This is a genomic window from Kitasatospora sp. NPDC001539, assembly GCF_040298565.1.
Lineage (GTDB): Bacteria > Actinomycetota > Actinomycetes > Streptomycetales > Streptomycetaceae > Kitasatospora.
On record NZ_JBEPAK010000006.1, the window covers coordinates 37,175 to 59,640 of the forward strand.

At 72.5% G+C, this 22,466-nt stretch carries 18 protein-coding genes and 1 pseudogene; 4 read left to right on the forward strand and 15 right to left on the reverse strand.

Annotation, left to right across the window (positions count from 1 at the left end; translation table 11 throughout):
* Position 1: 1 nt before the first annotated feature.
* Positions 2-481, reverse strand: a complete 480-nt coding sequence (locus ABT247_RS02730; RefSeq protein WP_350736840.1) for a DUF948 domain-containing protein — start codon at positions 479-481, stop codon at positions 2-4.
* 224 nt (positions 482-705) lie between these two features.
* On the opposite strand from ABT247_RS02730, the gene ABT247_RS02735 reads away from it, so the two are divergent.
* On the forward strand, positions 706-2,919 hold the full coding sequence (locus ABT247_RS02735; RefSeq protein WP_350736843.1) for an ATP-binding protein: 2,214 nt from the start codon (positions 706-708) through the stop codon (positions 2,917-2,919).
* Positions 2,920-2,967: 48 nt separating this feature from the next.
* Positions 2,968-3,285: a tetratricopeptide repeat protein gene (locus tag ABT247_RS02740; protein ID WP_350736846.1), complete on the forward strand. Its 318-nt coding sequence runs from the start codon at positions 2,968-2,970 to the stop codon at positions 3,283-3,285.
* A 109-nt stretch (positions 3,286-3,394) separates the two neighbouring features.
* Here the strand turns inward: ABT247_RS02740 and rpsD are convergent, their stop codons facing one another.
* The 8 genes from rpsD to ABT247_RS02780 all read right to left on the reverse strand — a co-directional run bounded on the left by rpsD (position 3,395) and on the right by ABT247_RS02780 (position 11,746).
* Positions 3,395-4,009, reverse strand: a complete 615-nt coding sequence (rpsD, locus tag ABT247_RS02745) for a 30S ribosomal protein S4 (RefSeq protein WP_350736850.1) — start codon at positions 4,007-4,009, stop codon at positions 3,395-3,397.
* Positions 4,010-4,318: 309 nt separating this feature from the next.
* A complete protein-coding gene (locus tag ABT247_RS02750; RefSeq protein ID WP_350736853.1) occupies positions 4,319-5,713 on the reverse strand; it encodes a replication-associated recombination protein A in 1,395 nt (464 codons plus the stop codon).
* Positions 5,714-5,758: 45 nt separating this feature from the next.
* On the reverse strand, positions 5,759-6,373 hold the full coding sequence (locus ABT247_RS02755) for an antibiotic biosynthesis monooxygenase (protein ID WP_350736856.1): 615 nt from the start codon (positions 6,371-6,373) through the stop codon (positions 5,759-5,761).
* A gap of 73 nt (positions 6,374-6,446) precedes the next feature.
* On the reverse strand, positions 6,447-7,265 hold the full coding sequence (ppk2, locus tag ABT247_RS02760; RefSeq protein ID WP_350736859.1) for a polyphosphate kinase 2: 819 nt from the start codon (positions 7,263-7,265) through the stop codon (positions 6,447-6,449).
* 92 nt (positions 7,266-7,357) lie between these two features.
* Positions 7,358-7,873 (reverse strand): GNAT family N-acetyltransferase, encoded by a 516-nt coding sequence (locus ABT247_RS02765; protein WP_350736861.1) that lies wholly within the window; start codon positions 7,871-7,873, stop codon positions 7,358-7,360.
* A 107-nt stretch (positions 7,874-7,980) separates the two neighbouring features.
* Entirely contained in the window at positions 7,981-9,768 is a 1,788-nt protein-coding gene (gene aspS / locus ABT247_RS02770; RefSeq protein WP_350736864.1) for an aspartate--tRNA ligase, read from the reverse strand.
* Positions 9,765-11,027: a histidine--tRNA ligase gene (gene hisS, locus ABT247_RS02775; RefSeq protein ID WP_350736867.1), complete on the reverse strand. Its 1,263-nt coding sequence runs from the start codon at positions 11,025-11,027 to the stop codon at positions 9,765-9,767. Before hisS ends, aspS begins: the two co-directional genes overlap by 4 nt.
* 11 nt (positions 11,028-11,038) lie before the next feature.
* The gene (locus ABT247_RS02780; RefSeq protein ID WP_350736870.1) at positions 11,039-11,746 is read right to left on the reverse strand and encodes an MBL fold metallo-hydrolase; all 708 of its coding nucleotides are present in this window, start codon (positions 11,744-11,746) and stop codon (positions 11,039-11,041) included.
* A gap of 246 nt (positions 11,747-11,992) precedes the next feature.
* Here ABT247_RS02780 and ABT247_RS02785 point away from each other — a divergent pair, with 246 nt between their 5' ends.
* Together ABT247_RS02785 and ABT247_RS02790 are read left to right on the forward strand one after the other, a co-directional pair.
* Positions 11,993-12,826, forward strand: a complete 834-nt coding sequence (locus ABT247_RS02785; RefSeq protein WP_350736873.1) for a peptidylprolyl isomerase — start codon at positions 11,993-11,995, stop codon at positions 12,824-12,826.
* Between the two features lie 263 nt (positions 12,827-13,089).
* Positions 13,090-13,983: pseudogene (locus ABT247_RS02790) on the forward strand (DUF349 domain-containing protein); the annotation flags it as partial.
* Between the two features lie 413 nt (positions 13,984-14,396).
* Here the strand turns inward: ABT247_RS02790 and ABT247_RS02795 are convergent.
* The 6 genes from ABT247_RS02795 to ruvB form a co-directional block, all read right to left on the reverse strand.
* Positions 14,397-16,910, reverse strand: coding sequence for a RelA/SpoT family protein (locus tag ABT247_RS02795; RefSeq protein ID WP_392899061.1), 2,514 nt, complete (start codon positions 16,908-16,910; stop codon positions 14,397-14,399).
* A 107-nt stretch (positions 16,911-17,017) separates the two neighbouring features.
* Positions 17,018-17,569, reverse strand: coding sequence for an adenine phosphoribosyltransferase (locus ABT247_RS02800; protein WP_350736882.1), 552 nt, complete (start codon positions 17,567-17,569; stop codon positions 17,018-17,020).
* Positions 17,570-17,594: 25 nt separating this feature from the next.
* Entirely contained in the window at positions 17,595-18,692 is a 1,098-nt protein-coding gene (gene secF, locus ABT247_RS02805; protein WP_350736884.1) for a protein translocase subunit SecF, read from the reverse strand.
* A 4-nt stretch (positions 18,693-18,696) separates the two neighbouring features.
* The gene (secD, locus tag ABT247_RS02810; protein WP_502892369.1) at positions 18,697-20,538 is read right to left on the reverse strand and encodes a protein translocase subunit SecD; all 1,842 of its coding nucleotides are present in this window, start codon (positions 20,536-20,538) and stop codon (positions 18,697-18,699) included.
* A 147-nt stretch (positions 20,539-20,685) separates the two neighbouring features.
* The gene (gene yajC, locus ABT247_RS02815; RefSeq protein ID WP_350736887.1) at positions 20,686-21,093 is read right to left on the reverse strand and encodes a preprotein translocase subunit YajC; all 408 of its coding nucleotides are present in this window, start codon (positions 21,091-21,093) and stop codon (positions 20,686-20,688) included.
* Between the two features lie 260 nt (positions 21,094-21,353).
* Positions 21,354-22,439 carry a Holliday junction branch migration DNA helicase RuvB gene (gene ruvB, locus ABT247_RS02820; protein WP_350736890.1) on the reverse strand — a complete coding sequence of 362 codons (1,086 nt, stop codon included), beginning with the start codon at positions 22,437-22,439 and terminating at the stop codon, positions 21,354-21,356.
* Positions 22,440-22,466: the final 27 nt, after the last annotated feature.

Here is a 22,466-nt window from a genome sequence, read left to right on the forward strand (position 1 = left end):
GTCAGCCCTTCACCGCGCGCCGGACCCTGGAGAGCAGGCCGTGCCTGGGCGCGGTCGCGGCGCGCACCTCGGCCCGGATCAGCCGGGCGAGCTCGTCGCGCTCGGCGGTCTGCACCGGCACGTTCGGCAGGCCGCCCTGCTGCTTGGCGACGGCCTTGCGGACGCCGTAGCTGAAAGCCGCGACCTTCACCAGCGGGCCGCCCAGCGTGGCGGCCACGGTGGAGGAGAGCGCGTTGGCGTTGGCGGCGGCGTCCTGCACGTTGGCGGTGATCTCGTCCACCCGCTCCAGCTGCTCGTTGGCGCTGCGCACCGCGGCGCCGGCCTCCGTCAGCAGCGGCACGGCCTGTTCGGTGACCGCGGAGACCAGGACGGCGGCCTCCTTCAGCACGCGCGAGAGGCGGACCAGGACCACGGCGAGCAGGGTGACCAGGACCGCCCAGAACACGGCGACGAGCAACCCGGCCAGCTCTCCCACGGACACTTCTGCGCGCTCCCTCGCCTTGCTGTTCTCCTCAGGGTCTGACCCTATCGCGCCCGCAGCCCGTTTCCGGACCGGGTTGTCGCCCGCGACCTCGTCCGGGTGTGCGAGGCGCGCGCGTAACCTACCGGCCGGTCACCTCGTTCTGCCAGGCGGGCCGTCGCCCGTACGGCCCGACGCACGTCCGGACCGCGGCGGTCCGGGCCCGGAACGACGGGGAGCGGCGCGTGGCCGGCGACTGGACAGCACAGCCCGAGGCGTGGCCGCGCGAGCCGGCGCCCGGCCGGCTCCCCGCCGAGGTGACCGGTTTCGTCGGGCGGCAGCGGGAACTGGCCGAGCTGGCGGCCCTGCTGGCCGGTGTCCGGCTGGTGACGGTGACGGGCCCGGGCGGGGTGGGCAAGAGCCGGCTGGCGCTGCGCGCCGCGGCCCGGGCGGCCGGGGCCTTCCCGGACGGCACCTGGCTGGTGGACGTGGCCCCGGTGCAGGACCCGCTGCTGCTCGGCCACGCCGTCCTGGAGGCGCTGCAGCTGACCGACGGCACCGCCCGCCCGCCGCTGGACGTGCTCGGCGAGCGGCTGGCCGGGCGCCGCCTGCTGCTGGTGCTGGACGGCTGCGAGCACCTGGTCGGGCCGTGCGCCGAGCTGGCCGACGCACTGCTGCGGATGCTGCCCGGGCTGCGGGTGCTGGCCACCAGCCGCTCCGCGCTGCGGGCCTCGGGCGAGCACCTGCTGACCCTGGCCCCGCTGCCGGTCGGGCCGCTGCCGAACGGGTCGGCGGGCGTGCTGCCGGACGCGGTGCGGCTGTTCGCCGACCGGGCCCGGGCGGTGCTGCCGTCCTTCGAGGTGACGGAGGCCAACGCGGAGGCGGTGGGCCTGCTCTGCCGCCGGCTGGACGGCATCCCGCTGGCCGTGGAGCTGGCCGCCGGGCGGCTGCGGGCGCTGTCGGTGGAGCAGATCACGGCCCGGCTGGACGACCGCTTCCGGCTGCTCACCGGCGGCTGCCGCACGGCGCTGCCCAGGCACCAGACGCTGCGCACCACGATCGGCTGGAGCCATGAGCTGTGCACGGTGCAGGAACGTTTACTCTGGGCCCGCCTGTCGGTGTTCGCCGGCGGTTTCGACCTGGAGGCCGCCGAGTACGTCTGCGCCGGCGACGGCATCGAACCCGAGGACGTGCTGGACCTGCTCGACGAACTCGTCGCCAAGTCCGTGCTGCTGCGCGAGGACAGCGCCTACGGCGTCCGCTTCCGCCTGCTCGACACCCTGCGCGAGTACGGCGGCCACTGGCTGCGCGCGACCGGCGAGGAGCAGCGGCTGCTGCGCCGGCACCGGGACTGGTACCTGGGCGTCGCCACCTGGGGCGAGGTCGAGTGGTTCGGCCCGCGCCAGGCGGAGACCGCCGAGCGCACCCAGCTCGCCCACACCAACCTGCGGGCCGCCCTGGAGTTCTGCCTCGCCGAGCCCGGCGAGGAGCAGATCGCCCTGCTGCTGGCCGGCACCCTGTGGTTCTACTGGGTCGGCTGCGGCCACCTCGGCGAGGGCAGGCACTGGCTGGACCGCGCGCTCGCCCTGGACCGCGAACCCACCGAGGCCCGCGCCAAGGCCCTCTGGGTCACCGGTTACATGGCCACGCTGCAGGGCGACCTCGGGGCCGCCCGTCCGGCGCTGGAGGAGTGCCGCCGCCAGGCCCTGGACACCGGTGACGCCCGGGCCCTCGCCTACGCCGTGCACCGCCAGGGCTGCGCGGCCCTGATCGGCGACGACCCGGAGCGCGCCGCCGAGCTGTTCGACGAGGCGCTCTGGCACTACCGCACGATCGGCGAGCTCAACAGCAACGTCGTGATGGCCATGATCGAACTGGGCCTGGCCTGCCTGTTCCAGGGCGACCTCGACGGCGGCGAGCTCTGGTTCGGCCAGGCCCGCGAGGTGTGCGAGGAGCACGGCGAGCAGTGGGCGTACGCCTACGTGCTCTACGCGACGGCGTACTCCCACTACCTGGACGGCGCGGTCCAGGCCGCCCGGTCCCTGGCCCGGGAGTGCGTGCGGCTGAACCACGTCTTCCACGACCTGCTCGGCGTCGTCCTGGGGATCGACCTGCTGGCGCTGCTGGAGACCGAGCCGGACGGCCCGGGCGAGGCGGCCGACCTGCGCGAGGCCCGGGTGCTGCAGGGCGCCGCGCACCGGATCTGGCGCACCGTCGGCAACCCCTTCCTGGGCTCGCGCTCCTTCTTCGGCACCCACCAGGAGTGCGCCGAGCGGGCCCGCGCCGGGCTGACCGAGCAGGAGTACGAGGAGTACTACCGGGCGGGCACCCGGCTGGACCTGGACGCCGCGGTCTCCCGGGCGCTCGGCAACGGCGGCCCGGCGGACGGGCGCGACCCGCGCCCCGGACCGTGCCCGGTGCCGCCCGCACCGGCACCCGCGCCGGCGCGGAATAGTTGAAAGTTGTCCATTGCTTGAGGAGGCAAGGAACGACCCGGAAGGAGCACCATGGCCGTCCACGACGAGTACCGCCTCGCAAACTTCTACTTCGAGTCCAAGGCGTACGCCGACGCCGCCCGCATGCTGGAGGGCGTGCTGGCCGAGGAGCCGGCCAACCTCTCCGTCCGGCTGCTGCTGGCCCGCAGCTACTACCACTCCGCCCAGCTCGGCCGCGCCGAGGCCGAGCTGCGCCGGATCCTCGACCTCGACCCGGCCGAGGACTACGCGCGGCTGATGCTCGGCCGCACCCTGGAGCGCCAGGGCCGCGCCGAGGAGGCCCGCCCGCACCTGCGGCTGGCCGCCGCGATGACCGGCGAGGCCGTCTGACACCGCACCGGGCCCGCGGCGCGGCGGCCCGGGAAGACGGCGAGCCCCCGCCGCCTCGGAAGGCGACGGGGGCTCGCTGCGGTCTCGCGGACTGCGGACCGAGCGCGGGTCAGCGCGAGTAGTACTCGACGACCAGCTGCTCGTCACAGATCACCGGGACCTCCTTGCGCTGCGGCGCACGGTCCAGGCGGAAGGCCAGGGCCTTCAGGTTGACCTCGAGGTACTTCGGGGTCTGGCCCTCGCCCGCGTAGCCACCCTCACGGGCGACCTGGAAGGGGACCTTCTCCTTGCTGCGCTCGCGGACGGTGACCACGTAGCCCGGCTTCATCTGGAACGACGGCTTGTTGACCTTGCTGCCGTTGACCTCGATGTGGCCGTGGACGACCATCTGACGGGCCTGGTAGATGGTGCGGGCGATGCCCGAACGCAGCACCAGCGAGTCCAGACGGGTCTCCAGCTCGGCGACGAGCGCCTCACCGGTCTTGCCCTCGGCCTTCTTCGCGCGGTCGAACGCACGCGACAGCTGCTTCTCGCTCAGGTCGTACTGGGCGCGAAGACGCTGCTTCTCGAGCAGACGGACCTTGTAGTCCGAGTTCTGCTTGCGGCCACGGCCGTGCTGGCCGGGCGGGTACGGGCGGGCCTCGAAGTACTTGACGGACTTCGGGGTCAGCGGCACGCCCAGGGCACGCGCGATCTTGACCTTGGGACGCTTCTGGTTCGCCATGAACCAAACCTTCCTTGCTTATGAATACGGCTTTCACCAGGTGTTGACGGAGGTCGCATGTCGCGACCCGGAGAAAACCCGCCCGTCTGCACGGGGGGTCAGCCGCTCTCCGGAGCCGGGCACGGAAGTGCTGGTCACACGAAGGGCCCGGGAACCGGGCCGTCCGCGACACCGAAACGGTGCGCGACGCTCCTGTTGCGGGCCTCCCGGGGGAGGCCTACGGCCGGTGCCCCGCTGGTGCGGCCGGTCGGTGGGGTCTCCCCCGCCGCCGTCCCGGGACATGGCACTCCGACCGAGTATACCGGCGGATCACCCGCCGTTTTCCCCGGGCTCCTCCGCCTTCCGCTCCGCCCGGCGCTCGCCGCGCAGCCGGCCCCGCGTCCACTCCACGGTGTCCGCGTACCGGACCTCCCCGCCGCGCCGGTTCGGCCGGTAGTACTCCTTGCCGTGCACCGCGTCCGGCGCGTACTGCTGGGCCGCGATGCCCTCCGGCAGGTCGTGCGGGTACTGGTAGCCCTTGCCGTGGCCGAGCCTGCCCGCGCCGCCGTAGTGGGAGTCCCGCAGGTGCGGCGGCACCGCGCCCGCCAGGCCCTGCCGGACGTCCGCCAGCGCGGCGTCGATCGCCAGGTACGCCGAGTTGGACTTCGGCGCCAGCGCCAGCGCGATCGCCGCCTGGGAGAGGATGATCCGGGCCTCCGGGAAGCCGATCAGGGCCACCGCCTGGGCCGCCGCCACCGCCGTCTGCAGCGCCGTCGGGTCCGCCAGGCCGACGTCCTCGCTGGCCGAGATCATCAGCCGCCGGGCGATGAACCGCGGGTCCTCCCCCGCCTCGATCATCCGGGCCAGGTAGTGCAGGGTGGCGTCCACGTCACTGCCGCGGATCGACTTGATCAGCGCGCTCGCGACGTCGTAGTGCTGGTCGCCGTCCTTGTCGTAGCGCACCGCCGCCTGATTGACGGCCGTCTCGGTGGTGGCCAGCGTGACGGCGGCCTCGCCCTTCTCCAGCGCCGCCCCGGCCGCCGCCTCCAGCGTGGTCAGCGCCCGCCGGGCGTCCCCGCCGGCCAGCCGCACCAGGTGGTCCTCGGCCTCGGCGGTCAGCTCCACCGCGCCCGCCAGGCCGCGCTCGTCGGCCACCGCGCGGCGCAGCAGCGCCCGGATGTCGTCGTCGGTGAGCGACTCCAGGGTCAGCAGCAGCGAGCGCGACAGCAGCGGCGAGATCACCGAGAAGTACGGGTTCTCGGTGGTCGCCGCGATCAGCGTGACCCAGCGGTTCTCCACGGCGGGCAGCAGCGAGTCCTGCTGGGCCTTGGAGAAGCGGTGGATCTCGTCCAGGAAGAGCACCGTCTCCCGGCCGGACATGCCGACGGCCCGCCGCGCGCCGTCGATCACCGCCCGGACCTCCTTCACCCCGGCGGTGATCGCGGACAGCTCGACGAAGCGGCCCTCCACGGCCTGGCTGATCACGTGCGCGAGGGTGGTCTTGCCGGTGCCGGGCGGCCCCCAGAGGATCACCGAGCTGGTGGCCGCCGGGCCGCGCGAGCCCGCGACCAGCCGCCGCAGCGGGGAGCCGGGCTTCAGCAGCTGCCGCTGCCCGGCCACCTCGTCCAGGGTGCGCGGGCGCATCCGCACGGCCAGCGGCGCCCGGCCGGGCTCCTTGCTCTGGCGTTCCTCGGCTGCGGCGGTGAAGAGGTCCGGTTCGTCCACACCGGAAGCCTATGCGAGGGCACCGACACCCCTCGGTCGAAGCCGTCAGTCCTGCGGCGGGCGGTCCAGCAGCACGACGTCGAACTCCTCCAGCGACCACACGGTCAGACCGGCCGCGGCGGTCGCCTGCGCCCGGATGTCGGCCATCGGGCCGCGCGAGTCCGTGAAGCTCGCCCGGTCGGCGAAGATCGCGCCCACCGAGGTGCGGCCGTTCGCCCGGTCCACCAGCAGCGCGCCGGTGACGAAGCCGTCCAGCTTCTCCAGGTTCGGCAGCGCGCGGTCCCGGAAGACCTCGGCCAGCCGGTCCACCCCGTCCGGACCGATCCCGCCGCGGACCAGGCGGAAGCCGGCACCCGGCCCGGCGGCACCCGGCGGAGCCGTCACCGCGGCCTCCCAGACGTCGGTGGCCACGGTGCCGCCCAGCGGCGCCAGCAGCTCGCGGCGGCGTTCGCCCAGCGCCGCGTCGCTGTCGCGCTCGTCCTGGGCGGACTCCCACCAGGAGCCCATCGTGATCTTGCCGAGGGCCCGGTCGGCGAACAGGCCGTAGCCGCGGTACCCGGGCCGGTCGCCGAGCAGCGCGGGAGCCTCGGTGCGGAGCCGGTCGAGAGTCTGCTCGATCCGGTCCGGGTGACCGGTCGCGTAGACGGTACGGACGAACATGAGCGCGCCTCCTGAGGACGCCCGGGCGCCACGCGGGGCCGTCTTCTCGGAAGCAGCGCCCGGAGGGCCCCGTCTACTCCAGTGTGGCAGCGTGGTCCGGGACGTACTTCTGGAGATCCCGCGGCGGCCGCTGGTAGCCGCGCGAATCCGGGCGCGGCGGCAGCTCGATCCGCGGCGGGGTGATCTCGCGGTACGGCACGGTGGAGAGCAGGTGGGCGATCATGTTGATCCGGGCCCGGCGCTTGTCGTCGCTCTCCACCACGTGCCAGGGCGACAGCGGGGTGTCGGTGTGGACGAACATCGCGTCCTTGGCCTGCGAGTAGTCCTCCCAGTGGTTGATCGACTCGACGTCCATCGGGGAGAGCTTCCAGCGCCTCATCGGGTCCTCCAGCCGGTCCCGGAAGCGCCGCTCCTGCTCGGTGTCGCTGACCGAGAACCAGTACTTGCGCAGCAGGACGCCCGCCTCGATCAGCATCTGCTCGAAGGCCGGGCACTGGTGCAGGAACTGCCAGTACTCCTCGTCGGTGCAGAAGCCCATCACCCGCTCGACCCCGGCGCGGTTGTACCAGCTCCGGTCGAACAGCACGATCTCCCCGGCCGCCGGCAGGTGTTCGACGTAGCGCTGGAAGTACCACTGGGCCCGCTGCCGCTCGGTCGGGGTGGGAAGCGCCACGACCCTGGCGATGCGCGGGTTCAGGAACTCCGTCACCCGTTTGATGGCGCCGCCCTTGCCGGCCGCGTCGCGCCCCTCGAAGACCACCACCAGGCGGGCCCCCTCGACCCGCACCCACTCCTGGAGCTTCACCAGCTCCTGCTGCAGCCGCAGCAGCTCCCGCTCGTACGGCTTCCTCGCCAGTCGCTCCGGTTTCCCGGCCCGCTGCCCGCTGGTCACCCTCGGGTCCTCCGTCCGACTGCTGCCGATGACCCTTCACCGTAGGCGCGCAACGGCGGATCCGCAGGTCGACCGGGGCCGGGAGGGGGTGATCAGACCGCGACGAAGGGCTCCGGATAGCGGCAGAGCCCGCGCGGGCCGCCGTCGTACGCCGCGAGCGGCAGCGCCTGGAAGTACGCCTCCGGCACCTCGAACGGGCCGCTGACCTCGTGCCGTCCGGCCGGGGCGAAGCCGAACCGGCCGTAGTAGCCCGGGTCGCCGAGGACGACCACCAGCTTCTCCCCCGCCGCCTCGGCCGCCGACAGCGCGGCCCGGACGACGAGTTCCCCGACGCCCCTGCGCTGCCACTCGGGCGCCACGGCGACCGGCGCGAGCGCCACGGCGTCGCCGTCCCCGACCCACAGCCGGGTGAGCAGCGCGTGCCCGACCACCAGCCCGGCCTCGTCGACCGCGACCACCGACAGCCCGGGCAGCCAGGCGGGGTCGCGGCGCAGCGCGTCCACCAGGTCCGCCTCGTCCGGCCCGGGGAAGGCGGCCATGTGGACGCGTCTGGTCGCGGGGGCGTCCTCCGGACGTTCGATCCTCGTGGTGACGTTCGTGACCTGCATGAGTCGACCCTCCGTGTGTCCCACACCGTTGTGGACCGGCCCCGGACGGTGGGTGGACCGTCCGGGGCCGTTGAAGGTTAGCGGATGACGCGACGTCAGCCTGCTGGCTACGCCTCGGACTTGGCGTCCTTGGCGTCCTCGCGGACCTTCGGCTGGGCGTCGACGCCGGCCTCGCGGCGCTGCGCCGGGGTGATCGGCGTCGGGGCGCCGGTCAGCGGGTCGCCACCGGTGGACGTCTTCGGGAAGGCGATGACGTCGCGGATGGTGTCGTAACCGCCCAGCAGGGTCACGATGCGGTCGAGGCCGAAGGCGACGCCACCGTGCGGCGGCGGGCCGTAGTTGAAGGCGTCCAGCAGGAAGCCGAACTGCGAGGCGGCCTCCTCCTCGGACAGCCCGATCGCGTCGAACGCCCGCTTCTGGACGTCCCGCTGGTGGATACGGATCGAACCGCCGCCCAGCTCCGAGCCGTTGAGGACCAGGTCGTAGGCGTTGGACAGGGCCGAGCCAGGGTCGGTGTCGAAGGTGTCCAGCGACTCCTTGGTCGGGGCGGTGAACGGGTGGTGCACCGCGTGCCAGCCCTGGAACTGGCCCTTGTCGTCCTCGATCGGCTCGAACATCGGGAAGTCGACGACCCAGAGGAAGGCCCACGTGGACTCGTCGATCAGCCCGCAGCGGCGGCCGATCTCCAGACGGGCGGCGCCGAGCAGCTCCTGCGAGGCGCGCTCCTTGCCGGCCGCGAAGAAGACCGCGTCGCCGTTCTTGGCGCCGGCGGCGGCGGCCAGGCCGGCCAGGTGCTCCTCGGACAGGTTCTTGGCGACGGGCCCGCGCAGCTCGCCGGTCTCGGCGTCGATCAGCACGTAGGCCAGGCCCTTGGCGCCGCGCGCCTTGGCCCAGTCCTGCCAGGCGTCCAGCTGCTTGCGCGGCTGGGAGGCACCGCCCGGCATGACCACGGCGCCGACGTACGGGGCCTGGAAGACGCGGAACTCGGTGCCCTTGAAGTACTCGGTGAGGTCGGTGAGTTCCTGGCCGAAGCGGACGTCCGGCTTGTCGGAGCCGTACCGGCCCATGGCCTCCGCGTAGGTCATCCGCGGCAGCGGGTTCGGGATCTCGTAGCCGTGCACCTCGCGCCAGATGGCACCGATGATCTTCTCGCCGAGGGCCAGGATGTCCTCCTGGTCGACGAAGGAGGCCTCGATGTCGAGCTGGGTGAACTCCGGCTGGCGGTCGGCGCGGAAGTCCTCGTCGCGGAAGCAGCGGGCGATCTGGTAGTAGCGCTCCATGCCGGCCACCATCAGCAGCTGCTTGAACAGCTGGGGCGACTGCGGCAGCGCGTACCAGTGGCCGGGCTGCAGGCGGACCGGGACGAGGAAGTCGCGGGCGCCCTCGGGGGTGGAGCGGGTGAGGTACGGCGTCTCGATGTCGAGGAAGTCGTTCTCCTCCATCACCCGGCGGATGATGTTGTTGACCTTCGAGCGCAGCCGCAGGCCCTTGGCCGGGCCCTCGCGGCGCAGGTCCAGGTAGCGGTAGCGCAGCCGGACCTCCTCGTTGACCGTGCCCGGCTCGTACTCGGCGACCGGGAAGGGCAGCGGGGCGGCCTCGGAGAGCACCTCGATCTCGCTGACCACGACCTCGACGGCGCCGGTCGGGATCTCGGGGTTCTCGTTGCCCTCGGGGCGGACCCTGACGTCACCGACGACCTTGACGCAGTACTCGGCGCGCAGGCCGTGCACCGAGTCCAGGTCGCGGACCACGATCTGCACGGTGCCGGAGGCGTCGCGCAGGTCGATGAAGGCCACGCCGCCGTGGTCGCGGCGGCGGGCGACCCAGCCGGCCAGGGTGACGGTGGTGCCTGCGTGCTCCGGGCGGAGCGTGCCCGCGTCGTGCGTGCGGATCACAGCTGCTTCTCCTTCAGGGTGGTGACGAGTGCGTCGAGGGCGACGGGGGTCTGCTCGCCGGTGCTCATGTCCTTGAGCTGGACGACGCCCTCGGCGAGGTCCCGGTCCCCGGCGATCAGGGCGAAGCGGGCGCCGGACCGGTCGGCGGACTTCATGGCGTTCTTGATGCTCTTCACGCCGAAGGCGAGGTCGGTGGCGACGCCGGCCCGGCGCAGCTCGATCACCTTGGCGAACAGGACGTTCTTGGCCTCCTCGCCGAGCGCGACGGCGTACACCTCGGTGGCGGCGGGCAGCTCGAGGGAGACGCCCTCGGCCTCCAGCGCCAGGTAGGTGCGGTCCACGCCGAGGGCCCAGCCGACGGACGGCAGCGCCGGGCCGCCGATCATCTCGGACAGGCCGTCGTAGCGGCCGCCGCCACCGATCGCGGACTGGGCGCCGAGGCCGTTGTGCACGAACTCGAAGGTGGTGCGGGTGTAGTAGTCCAGCCCGCGCACGAGCTTGGGGTCGTCCACGAAGGCCACGCCGGCCGCGGTGAGCAGCTCGCGGACCTTCTCGTCGTACGCCTTGCAGTCCTCGCAGAGGAAGTCGCGCAGCATCGGCGCGTCGACGAGCTGGGCCTGCACCGACTCGCGCTTGTCGTCCAGCACGCGCAGCGGGTTGATCTCGGCGCGGCGGCGGGTGTCCTCGTCCAGGTCCAGGCCGGCCAGGAACTCGATCAGCGCGGCGCGGTAGACCGGGCGGCACTGCTTGTCGCCGAGGCTGTTGAGCAGCAGCGAGTAGTCGCTCAGGCCGAGCGAGCGGAAGGCGTCGTCGGCCAGGATGATCAGCTCGGCGTCCAGCGCCGGGTCCTCGGCGCCGATCGCCTCGGCGCCGACCTGGGAGAACTGGCGGTAGCGGCCCTTCTGGGCGCGCTCGTAGCGGTAGTACGAGCCGGAGTACCAGAGCTTGACCGGCAGGTTGCCCTGCTTGTGCAGGTTGGCCTGGAGCGCGGCGCGCAGCACCGAGGCGGTGCCCTCCGGGCGCAGCGCGAGCTCGTCGCCGCCCTTGGTGGTGAGGGTGTACATCTCCTTGGTGACGATGTCGGTGGACTCGCCGACACCGCGCGAGAACAGCTTCACGTCCTCGAAGACCGGGGTCTCGACGTAGCCGTAACCGGCCCGGCGGGCGGGCGCGGCGATGCGCTCGCGGATCGCCAGGAAGGTCGCGGAGCTGGGGGGCAGCAGGTCGTAGGTGCCCTTGGGGGCGGTGAAGGTGCTCAACTTCTCTTCCGTCACATTCCTCGTCGCGGGAAAGCCGGGGCGCCGGCCGCCCCTGCTGCCTGTCGGAGGTAGGGGTTGGTGGCGCGCTCGTGGCCGATGGTCGTCTGTCCGCCGTGGCCGGAGAGGACCACGGTGGAATCGTCGAGGGGCAGGCACACCCGGGCCAGCGAGCGCATGATCGCCGCGCTGTCCCCGCCCGGGAGGTCGGTACGCCCGATGGAGCCGGCGAACAGCAGGTCGCCCGAGAACAGCACCGGGGGGAGGTCCTCGGCACCGGGCGTCCGGAAGGTCACCGACCCCCCGGTATGGCCCGGGGCGTGGTCCACGGTGAGCGTCAGGCCGGCCAGCTCCAGCACGCTGCCGTCGGTGAGCTCGCGCACGTCGTCGGGCTCGCCGACGGTGAGCTCGCCCAGCAGCTGGGTGCCGAGGGAGCGGCCGAGGGCCTTCTCCGGGTCGGACATCATGTACCGGTCCTCGGGGTGGATCCAGGCCGGGACGCCGCGGGCGCCGCAGACCGGGACCACCGAGGCGACGTGGTCGATGTGGCCGTGGGTGAGCAGCACGGCGACGGGCTTGAGCCGGTGCTCGCGGACGAGCTCCTCGACGCCGCGGGCGGCCTGGTGGCCCGGGTCGACGATGACGCACTCCTCGCCCGCCGCCGGCGCGACCAGGTAGCAGTTGGTGCCCCAGGCTCCAGCGGGGAATCCGGCGATGAACACGCGCGTCCTTCGGGTGTGCGGCGACCAGCTGCGATGGCTACCAGTAGTGATGTGTAAGGGCAGCCTACCGGCGGGCCGGGTCCGGTTGCGAACCAGATACCGGCGGCGGGGCGGGCCGCCGGACGCCCGAGTGACGGGTTCACCACGTCCTTACGGGCCCGGTCCCTACACTTGGCCGCCGATGGATGCGATGATCCGCTACGGAAACCATCCACCCTTCCCGCACATCATCAGGAGACACGGCCGGTGGTCAGCAGCGAACAGCGGCGGCGGCAGCTCGCCCGCGAGAAGTACGAGCGCCAGATGCAGCGCCGCGCCGAGGCGGCGGCCGCGCGCAAGCGCCGCAACACGATCCTGGGCGCCTCGCTCGCCGTCGTGGTGCTGGCCGGCGGCGGCACGCTGTTCGCGACCGGTGCGTTCGACTCGGACAAGGACAAGGGCGTTTCGGCCGCCTCCAGCCCCCAGGCCGCGCCCACCCAGCCGACCACGCCGACCCGCAAGCCGGTCGAGGGCTGCGCCGCCCCGGCGCCGGGTGCGCCCAACGGCAAGCAGTTCAAGGCGGAGCCGGCGATGTCGATCGACGCGAGCGCGTCGTACACCATGGCGCTGGACACCAACTGCGGCAAGGTGACGGTCGCCCTGGACGCGGCCAAGGCCCCGCACACGGTGAACTCCTTCGCCTTCCTGGCCGGTGAGCAGTACTTCGACCACACCAAGTGCCACCGCCTCACCACCGACGGCATCTTCGTGCTCCAGTGCGGCGACCCGACCGCCAGCGCGACGGTCCCCGGCGGCACGGGCGGCCCCGGCTACAAGTTCGCGGACGAGAACCTGACCGGCGCGACCTACCCGGCGGGCACCGTGGCGATGGCCAACTCCGGCCCCGGCACCAACGGCAGCCAGTTCTTCCTGGTCTACAAGGACACCCAGCTGCCGCCGAACTACACCCCGTTCGGCAAGATCACCGGCGGTCTGGACGTGGTCCAGAAGATCGCCGCCGCGGGCACCCTGGACGGGTCCCCGGACGGCCGCCCGATGGCCGACGTCACCTTCAACTCGGTTACCGTGGCGAAGGGTTGACCGACCCCGGGGCCACTCCCGGCGGCGCCCGGCGCGGCGCCGCCCGGCCCCGGGCCGAAATCGCCCGGCCCGGATGCGGACAGCACCGGGCCTGGTCGCCTATGTTGGCGTTGTATAGGGTGCCCGGACCCGCCCAGCCGTCACCCGCGGCAGCAAGGCACGGCGGACGGGGACGGCGGACTCATCGGTCCGCCGCACATCAACTGTGGACGACGGACGCGCGCCGCCCCGGCGCGGGCGCGACGTCATGTGGAGGACGCGCTATGAGCAGCGACCCGTGGGGCCGTGTGGACGAGCAGGGCACGGTGTACGTCAGGACGGCCGACGGCGAACGGGCCGTGGGTTCCTGGCAGGCCGGCTCGCCCGAGGAGGCCCTCGCCTACTTCGAGCGCAAGTACCAGGGCATCGAGGTGGAGATCGGCCTGCTGGAGAAGCGGGTGCGCACCACCGACCTGGCGGCCAAGGACGCCCAGACCGCGCTGGAGCACCTCCGCGCGCAGGTGACCGAGGGGCACGCGGTGGGTGACCTGGACGCGCTGGCCAAGCGGCTGGACACGCTCGCCGGTGAGATCGAGAGCCGGCGCGAGCAGCGCAAGGCCGCTCGCGCCAAGGCCCAGGACGAGACCCGCGCCGCCAAGGAGGCCCTGGTCTCGGAGGCCGAGCAGCTCGCCGAGTCGACCCAGTGGCGGGAGGCCGGGGACCGGCTGCGCGCCCTGGTGGAGACCTGGAAGGGCCTGCCCCGGCTGGACCGCAAGAGCGACGACGAGCTGTGGCACCGCTTCTCGCACGCCCGCTCGGTCTTCTCCAAGCACCGCAAGGCGCACTTCGCCACCCTGGACGCCGAGCGCGAGCAGGCCCGGCAGACCAAGGAGGCGCTGGTCGCCGAGGCCGAGGCGCTGTCCTCGTCCACCGACTGGGGCACCACCGCCGCCGCCTACCGCGACCTGATGGCGCGCTGGAAGGCCGCCGGCCGGGCGCAGCGCGACGTCGAGGACGAGCTGTGGGCGCGGTTCCGCGGCGCTCAGGACGTCTTCTTCCAGGCCCGTTCGGCGGTGTTCAGCGAGCGGGACGCCGAGCAGGTGGCCAACCAGAAGCTCAAGGAGGCGCTGGCGGCCGAGGCCGAGGCGATCCTGCCGATCACCGACCTGAAGGCCGCCAAGGCCGCGCTGCGCGACGTCAACGAGCGCTGGGAGGCGATCGGGCACGTGCCGCGCGACGTCCGTCCGAAGCTGGACGGCCGGCTGAACGCGGTGGAGCGGGCGATCCGCGAGGCCGAGGAGGCCGAGTGGAAGCGCTCCAACCCGGAGGCCAAGGCCCGTGCGGCCGGCATGGTGGGCCTGTTCCAGGCGAAGGCCGACAAGCTCCAGGCCGACCTGGACAAGGCCCGCGCGGCGGGCAACAGCTCCAGGGCCGCCAAGCTGGAGTCCGAGCTGGCGGGCGTGCGGACCCTGCTGGAGCAGGCGCACAAGAGCCAGGAGGAGTTCAGCGGCTGATCCGTCAGCCGTAGGAACCCCGAAGGGGCCCCGGGTCGAGTACCCGGGGCCCCTTCGCGTGTCCGCTCGTCCCGGTGCTACTTCCGGGCGGAGGTGACGCGGTAGACGTCGTACACGCCCTCGACCCCGCGCACCGCCTTGAGGACGTGGCCGAGGTGCTTCGGGTCGCCCATCTCGAAGGTGAAGCGGCTCATCGCCACCCGGTCCCGGGAGGTCTGGACGGCCGCCGAGAGGATGTTGACGTGCTGGTCGGACAGCACCCGGGTGACGTCCGAGAGCAGCCGGGAGCGGTCCAGCGCCTCGACCTGGATCGCCACCAGGAAGACCGAGGACTGGGTGGCGGCCCACTCGACGTCGATCATCCGCTCGGGCTGCTGGCTGAGGGACTCGACGTTGACGCAGTCGGCGCGGTGCACCGAGACGCCGTTGCCGCGGGTGACGAAGCCGACGATCGGGTCTCCCGGCACCGGGGTGCAGCAGCGGGAGAGCTTCACCCAGACGTCCTCGACGCCCTTGACGATCACGCCCGGGTCGCCCTTGGCCCGGCGGCGGGCCGCCCGGCGGGTGTCGTGGGTCGGGGTCGCCGTCTCGGCCAGGTCCTCGGTCGCGCCCTCCTCGCCGCCGAGCGCCTGGACCAGCTTCTGGACGATGTTCTGCGCGGCGACGTGGCCCTCGCCGATCGCGGCGTAGAGCGAGGAGATGTCGGGGTAGCGCATCTCGTGGGCCAGGGTGACCAGCGAGTCTCCGGTCAGGATCCGCTGGATCGGCAGGCCCTGCTTGCGCATCGCCCGGACGATCGCCTCCTTGCCGTGCTCGATCGCCTCCTCGCGGCGCTCCTTGGAGAACCAGGCGCGGATCTTGTTGCGGGCGCGCGGAGACTTGACGAAGCCCAGCCAGTCCCGGGAGGGGCCGGCGTTCTCCGCCTTGGAGGTGAACACCTCGACGGTGTCGCCGTTCTCCAGGGTCGACTCCAGCGGCACCAGGCGGCCGTTGACCCGGGCCCCTATCGTCCGGTAGCCGACCTCGGTGTGGACGGCGAAGGCGAAGTCGACCGGGGTCGCCCCGGCGGGCAGGGCTATCACGTCGCCCTTGGGGGTGAAGACGAAGACCTCGTTGCTGGCCAGGTCGAAGCGGAGCGACTCCAGGAACTCGCCCGGGTCGGCGGTCTCCTTCTGCCAGTCCAGCAGCTGCCGCAGCCAGGCCATCTCGTTGACGGCGCCGGCCTTGTCGTCCTTGCGGACCTGGGTCGGGGTGTCGGTGCGGACCTTGGAGGCCCCGGCGACGGCCCGCTGCTTGTACTTCCAGTGCGCGGCGATGCCGTACTCGGCCCGCCGGTGCATGTCGAAGGTGCGGATCTGGAGTTCGACGGGCTTGCCGCCGGGACCGATCACCGTGGTGTGCAGCGACTGGTACATGTTGAACTTGGGCATCGCGATGTAGTCCTTGAACCGCCCCGGCACCGGGTTCCACCGCGCGTGGATGGTGCCCAGCGCCGCGTAGCAGTCGCGGACGGTGTCGACCAGGACCCGGATGCCCACCAGGTCGTAGATCTCCGCGAAGTCCCGGCCGCGGACGATCATCTTCTGGTAGACCGAGTAGTAGTGCTTCGGCCGGCCGGTGACGGAGGCGGTGATCCGGGCGCCGCGCAGGTCGGCCTGGACCTGGTCGATGACGGTCGCCAGGTACTCGTCCCGCTTGGGGGCGCGCTCGGCGACCAGCCGGACGATCTCGTCGTACATCTTGGGGTAGAGGATCGCGAAGGCGAGGTCCTCCAGCTCCCACTTGATGGTGTTCATGCCCAGCCGGTGCGCCAGCGGGGCGTAGATCTCCAGCGTCTCGCGGGCCTTCTTCTCCTGCTTCTCCCGCTTGAGGTAGCGCATCGTGCGCATGTTGTGCAGGCGGTCGGCCAGCTTGATCACCAGGACGCGCGGGTCCTTGGCCATCGCGACGACCATCTTGCGGACGGTCTCGGCCTGCGCGGCCTCGCCGAACTTGACCCGGTCCAGCTTGGTGACGCCGTCGACGAGCAGGGCCACCGAGTCGCCGAAGTCCTTGCGCAGGGTCTCCAGGCCGTAGTCGGTGTCCTCGACGGTGTCGTGCAGCAGCCCCGCCATCAGGGTCGGGGCGTCCATGCCGAGCTCGGCGAGGATGGTGGCGACGGCCAGCGGGTGGGTGATGTACGGGTCGCCGCTCTTGCGCTTCTGCCCGCGGTGCCACTTCTCCGCGACGGCGTAGGCGCGCTCGATGTCGCGCAGCAGCGCCGGGTCGGCCTTGGGGTCGTTCGCCCGGATCGAGCGGAACAGCGGCTCCAGGACGGGGTTGAGCACGGTGGAGCGCTGGCCGCCGAGACGGGCCAGGCGGGCGCGCACGCCACCGGTGCCGGAGCCGCGGCCGACGGGGGCGGTCTGGCGGGAGGAGGTCGGCGCCGGGCGTGCCGGGGTGGCCCCCGAGGGCGTGGGACGGTTGTCGGGGGCGGCCGCTGCGGCCGTGGGCACAACCTCGTCGGGCAAGGACACTCCTCGGGGCACCGGGGCCGACCCCTGCCGGGCCCGTGACGTCCGGGGCACAACCGGGAGGGGATGAATCTTCATGGTACCGAGCCGGGCGGCCCGGTGTTCATCCGGCCGGGCGCGGAAACGGAAGACGGCGGTCGGATGATCCGACCGCCGTCCTTGGAACTCGTCCCCGAGGCCGCGCCTCAGACCGTGACCAGCGTCTCCAGCGGGGCGCCGTCCAGGTGCCCGGCCAGCCGCTCGCGGCCGTCCAGGAAGCCCAGCTCCATCAGCACCACGACGCCCACCAGCTCGGCGCCGGCCTCCTTCACCAGGTCCAGCGAGGCGCCGATGGTGCCGCCGGTGGCCAGCACGTCGTCCACCACCAGCACCTTCTCACCGGGCGCGAAGGCGTCGCACTGCACCTCCAGCGTCGCCGAGCCGTACTCCAGCTCGTACGTACGCCGGAACACCTCGCCGGGCAGCTTGCCCGCCTTGCGGATCGGCACGAAGCCCAGCCCGGCCGCGAAGGCCGCCGGAGCCGCCAGCACGAAGCCGCGCGCCTCCAGGCCCACCACCTTGGTCGCCCCGAGCTCCCCCGCCCGGTCGGCCAGCGCCCGGGTCAGGGCGCCGAACGCCTCGGCGTCGGCGAGCAGCGGCGCGATGTCCTTGAACAGCACGCCGGGCTTGGGGTAGTCCGGGACATCCCGGATCCGGCTGTTCAGCAGCTCGGCCAGGGCGGTGTCGGCGGTGGTCACGGTGTGTCCTTAGGTGTGGTCGGAATCAGCGCTTGGTGGACGGACGGCCCTTGGCCCGCGCGGCACCGGCCGCCCGACCGCGCTGACCGACCATACCCGCGGGCTGGTCCTCGTCCGCACCCTCGTCCGACGGCGCCGCGGCCTCGGCGGCCTTGGCGGCGGCCGCGGCCCGGTGCTGCAGGACCCGCTTGCGCAGGGCCTTCAGCTGCGGCTGCTCCTCCTTGAGCTGCGCCAGCAGCGGGGTGGCGACGCAGATCGAGGAGTAGGCACCGGCCGCGAGGCCGATGAACAGCGCGAGCGAGATGTCGTTCAGGGTGCCGGCGCCCAGGATGCCGCCGCCGATGAACAGCAGTGCCGCGACCGGGAGGAGCGCCACGACGGTGGTGTTGAGCGAACGCACCAGGGTCTGGTTGAGGCCCGCGTTGGCCGCCTCGCTGTAGGTGAGCTTGTTCTGCTTGGCGATGTCCTTGGTGTTCTCCTTCACGGTGTCGAAGACGACGACCGTGTCGTAGAGCGAGTACCCGAGGATCGTGAGGAACCCGATCACCGTACCGGGGGTGACCTCGAAGCCCACTAGGGCGTACACACCGATGGTGATCAGCAGGTCGTGGATCAGGGCGACCAGGGCGGCCACCGCCATCCGCCACTCGAAGGCGATCGCCAGGTAGGCCGTCACCAGGATCATGAAGATGATCAGGCCGGTGAGGGCCTTCTGGGAGATCTGCTTGCCCCAGCTGGGGCCGATGACCTGGGCCTCGACGGTGTCCAGCGGCACGCCGACCTTCTCGGCGAGCTGCGAGCGGACCTCGTCGGCGCTCTTGGTCTCCTCGGTGCTGACCTGGATGCGGATCTTGCCGTTGTCGGTCGACTGCACCAGCGGGTGCGAGGAGACGACCTGGTCGGCCTTCTCCTGCGCCTGCGAGACGGTCAGGCCCGGCTTGGACACGGTGTAGACCGAGCCGCCCTTGAACTCGATGCCCAGGTGCAGGCCCATGGCCAGGCCGATCGCCGCGATGAGCACGATCGCACCGGAGATCGAGTACCAGAGCTTGCGGCGCCCGACGAAGTCGAAGCTGACCTCGCCCTGGTAGAGCCGGTGGCCCAGATTGGAGAAGCGCGACACGGTGTCAGGCCTCCTTCACGGCGGCAGAGGAGGGGCTACGACGACGGCTGCTGCGCAGCGGCGGGCGGGCGCCCAGCCGCTTCGGGTCCAGGCCGGACCACGGGTGGCCGTCGGCGAAGAACTTGCGCCGGGCCAGCAGCGTGATCAGGGGCTTGGTGAAGAGGAAGATCACCACGACGTCGAGCGCGGTGGTCAGCCCCAGGGTGAAGGCGAAGCCCTGGACCTTGCCGACCGAGACCACGTAGAGCACCGCGGCACAGAGGAAGGACACGAAGTCCGACACCAGGATGGTGCGGCGGGCGCGCGGCCAGGCCCGCTGGACCGCCGGGCGCAGCGGGGCGCCCTCGCGGACCTCGTCGCGGATGCGCTCGAAGTACACGATGAAGGAGTCGGCGGTGATGCCGATCGCGACGATCGCGCCGCAGACCGCCGGCAGGTTCAGCGCGAAGCCGATCCCGCCGCCGAGCAGGCTCATGATCGAGTAGGTCAGGATCGCCGAGACGATCAGACCGGCGATCGAGACCAGGCCGAGGCCGCGGTAGTAGACCAGCGAGTAGGCGACCACCAGCAGCATGCCGATCGCGCCGGCGATCAGGCCGGCCTCGAGCTGGTCGCTGCCCAGCGCCGGGGAGACGGTGGTGATGTCGCTCTGGGCGAACTCCAGCGGCAGGGCGCCGTAGCTCAGCACGTTGGCGAGGTCCTGCGCCTCGGCCTGGGTGAAGCGGCCGGTGATGACCGCGCTGCCGCCCGGGATCGCGCCGTTGACCTGCGGGTGCGAGACGACCTGGTTGTCCAGCACGATGGCGAACTGGTTGGTCGGCGGGGTCTGGGTGGCCAGCTGGCCGGTGACCTTGGAGAAGGCGTCGGTGCCGGCGCCGTTGAACTGCAGCTGGACCTGCCAGCCGGCCCCGGTCTGGGTGTCGAGGCTGGCCTGGGCCTTGGAGACGTCCGAGCCCTTCACGGCGACGGGGCCGAGGGCCAGCTTCTCGTAGTAGCCGTTCTCGGCCTTCTGGGAGCAGGCCACCATGGCCTTGTCCTCGGTGCTGGTCTGGGCGGTGCGCATCTCGGGCTTGGAGCAGTCGAGGGCGGCGAAGGCGGCGGACAGCTCCGGCGGGACGGTGCCCTGGGTCATCGCGGCGCTCAGGTCGGCGGCGCTCGGCGGGGTGGCCGGGGCGCTCGGGGTGCCGGTGGCGGAGGGCGCCGCGGAGCCGGTGGCGGACGGGGCGGTGCTCGCCCCGGTGGCGGCGGCCGACGGGCTGGCGGCCTCGGCGGCCAGCGCCTCACCGACGGCACGGCCCTGCTTGGTGGCGCTCGGGGAGGCCGTCGGGGCGTGGCTGGCGGAGGAGCTCGCACCTGCCGAGGCGGTCGGGGCGGCGCTGCCGGACGGCGCGGCGCTCGGGGTGCCGGAGGCGCCGGCGGACGGCGTCCCGGTGGGCGCGGGCGGGGTGACGCCGCTCGGCGCCACGGCCAGGACCGGACGGAAGTACAGCTTCGCGGTGGTGCCGACCTGGTCGGCCGCGTTCTGCCGGTCGCCGCCCTTGGGGATGTTCACGATGATCGTGCTGTCGCCCTGGGTCTGGACCTCCGCCTCGGAGACACCCATGCCGTTGACGCGGCGCTCGATGATCCCGACGGCGATGTCCATGTTGGACTTGTTGACCGCCTTGGGGTCGGTCGACTTCGCGGTCAGCGTGATGCTGGTGCCACCGGCGAGGTCGATTCCGAGCCGGGGCTTGGTGTTGCCCGTCCCGAACATGAGGGCGACCAGTCCGACGGTGACGACCAGGATGAGGGCCAGCGCCCGCCCTGGGTAGCCGTCGCGCGGGCGCGACTTGGGTGTTGCCACCTTGCTCGTTTCTCCCTGTCCATGCCACATCCCCGACCGGACCCCCGTCCGGCTCGTGGCGGGACGGGGGCATGGCGGTTCTGCGGCCCTGAGGTCCTGTGGGCTCGCGGCACGGTGCCGCGCGGCCTGGCGGTTGCCCGGCCGTACTTACTTGCTCGCGGGAGCCCCGCCCTCGGCATCGCCCTTCTCGGCGCTGTCCTTGGTGAGCGACAGCGGCTTGTCCTCGGCCGGTGCGGCGTCCGCGTCCTCGGCCTCCGGCTCGGGCAGCTCGTCATCGGCGGGGCGGCCGTTGATGATCGCGTCGTACTCCTGGGGGTCCAGGACGGCCGCGACCGCGCTCTTGGTGAAGTGGGTGACCACGCCGGGAGCGATCTCCAGCTCGACGGTCTCGTCGTTGACCGCCTTCACCTGGGCATACAGGCCGCCGATGGTGCGCACCCCCGCCCCGGGCTCCAGCGCCGTCTGCATCTGCTGCATCTGCGACTGGCGCTTCTTCTGCGACCGGAACATGAGCACGATCGCGATGATCGGGAGGAGAAGGATGATGAGGTTCACTGCAGCCAGGGTCCTTTACGGGCCGCCGCCCGGCGGCCTGTGTGGTATGAGTCGGCCCGTCAGGTGAGAGGGGCGGTCCGGCGGAGTCTAGGCGACCCCGAACTGATCGGACAACGCCAAGCATCGCATCCTGCCGCCGAAAGTGGCGACCCTCCGTCTGCACGGTTTCCCCGACTTTCTCCCGCGGCTCCTCCCCTCGGTGCGGCGGCGCCCCGGCCCGGGAACGGTGGACACCTCTCACCCGTTCGGCCCCGGGCCGGTCAACTTCCGTCCGCGGGGAACAGCTCCGGCTGGGCCGTCGGCCCGCCGCGACCGGTCTGGACCGGCGGGGTCCGTACCGGCGGGGTCAGGCCGAGGTGCTGCCAGGCGGCGGCGGTGGCGACCCGGCCGCGCGGGGTGCGGGCGAGCAGGCCCTCGCGAACCAGGAAGGGCTCGGCCACCTCCTCGACCGTCTCGGCCTCCTCCCCCACGGCGACCGCGAGCGTCGACAGACCCACCGGACCGCCGCCGAACAGCCGCAGCAGCGCGTCCAGCACGGCGCGGTCCAGCCGGTCCAGTCCCCGGGCGTCGACCTCGTAGACGTCCAGCGCCTGGGCGGCGATCCGAGCGGTGACCACGCCGTCGTGCCGGACCTGGGCGTAGTCGCGGACCCGGCGCAGCAGCCGGTTGGCGATGCGCGGGGTGCCGCGCGAGCGCCCGGCGATCTCGGCGGCACCGGCCGGGTCCATCTCGACGTCCAGCAGGGCGGCCGAGCGGTGCACCACCCGCTCCAGCTCGTGCGGGGCGTAGAACTCCATGTGCCCGGTGAAGCCGAAGCGGTCCCGCAGCGGCGGGGGCAGCAGCCCCGCCCGGGTGGTGGCGCCGACCAGGGTGAAGGGCGGCAGCTCCAGGGGGATGGCGGTGGCGCCCGGCCCCTTGCCGACGATCACGTCGACCCGGAAGTCCTCCATCGCCATGTAGAGCATCTCCTCGGCCGGCCGGGACATCCGGTGGATCTCGTCGAGGAAGAGCACCTCGCCCTCGGTGAGCGAGGAGAGGATCGCCGCGAGGTCTCCCGCGTGCTGGATCGCCGGGCCGGAGGTGATCCGGATCGGGGCGCCCAGCTCAGCGGCGATGATCATGGACAGGGTGGTCTTGCCGAGTCCGGGCGGCCCGCTCAGCAGCACGTGGTCGGGTGCGCTGCCGCGCTTGCGGGCGGCCTGGAGCACCAGGGACAGCTGCTCGCGCACCCGCTCCTGGCCGATGAACTCCTCCAGCAGCTTGGGGCGCAGCGCCGCCTCCACCGCCTGGTCCTCGCCGTCGGCGGCCGCCGTCACCAGCCGGTCCGCGGGTTCCGGGTCGTACATCCTCGGGGGCTCCAAAGTGTGCGGTGT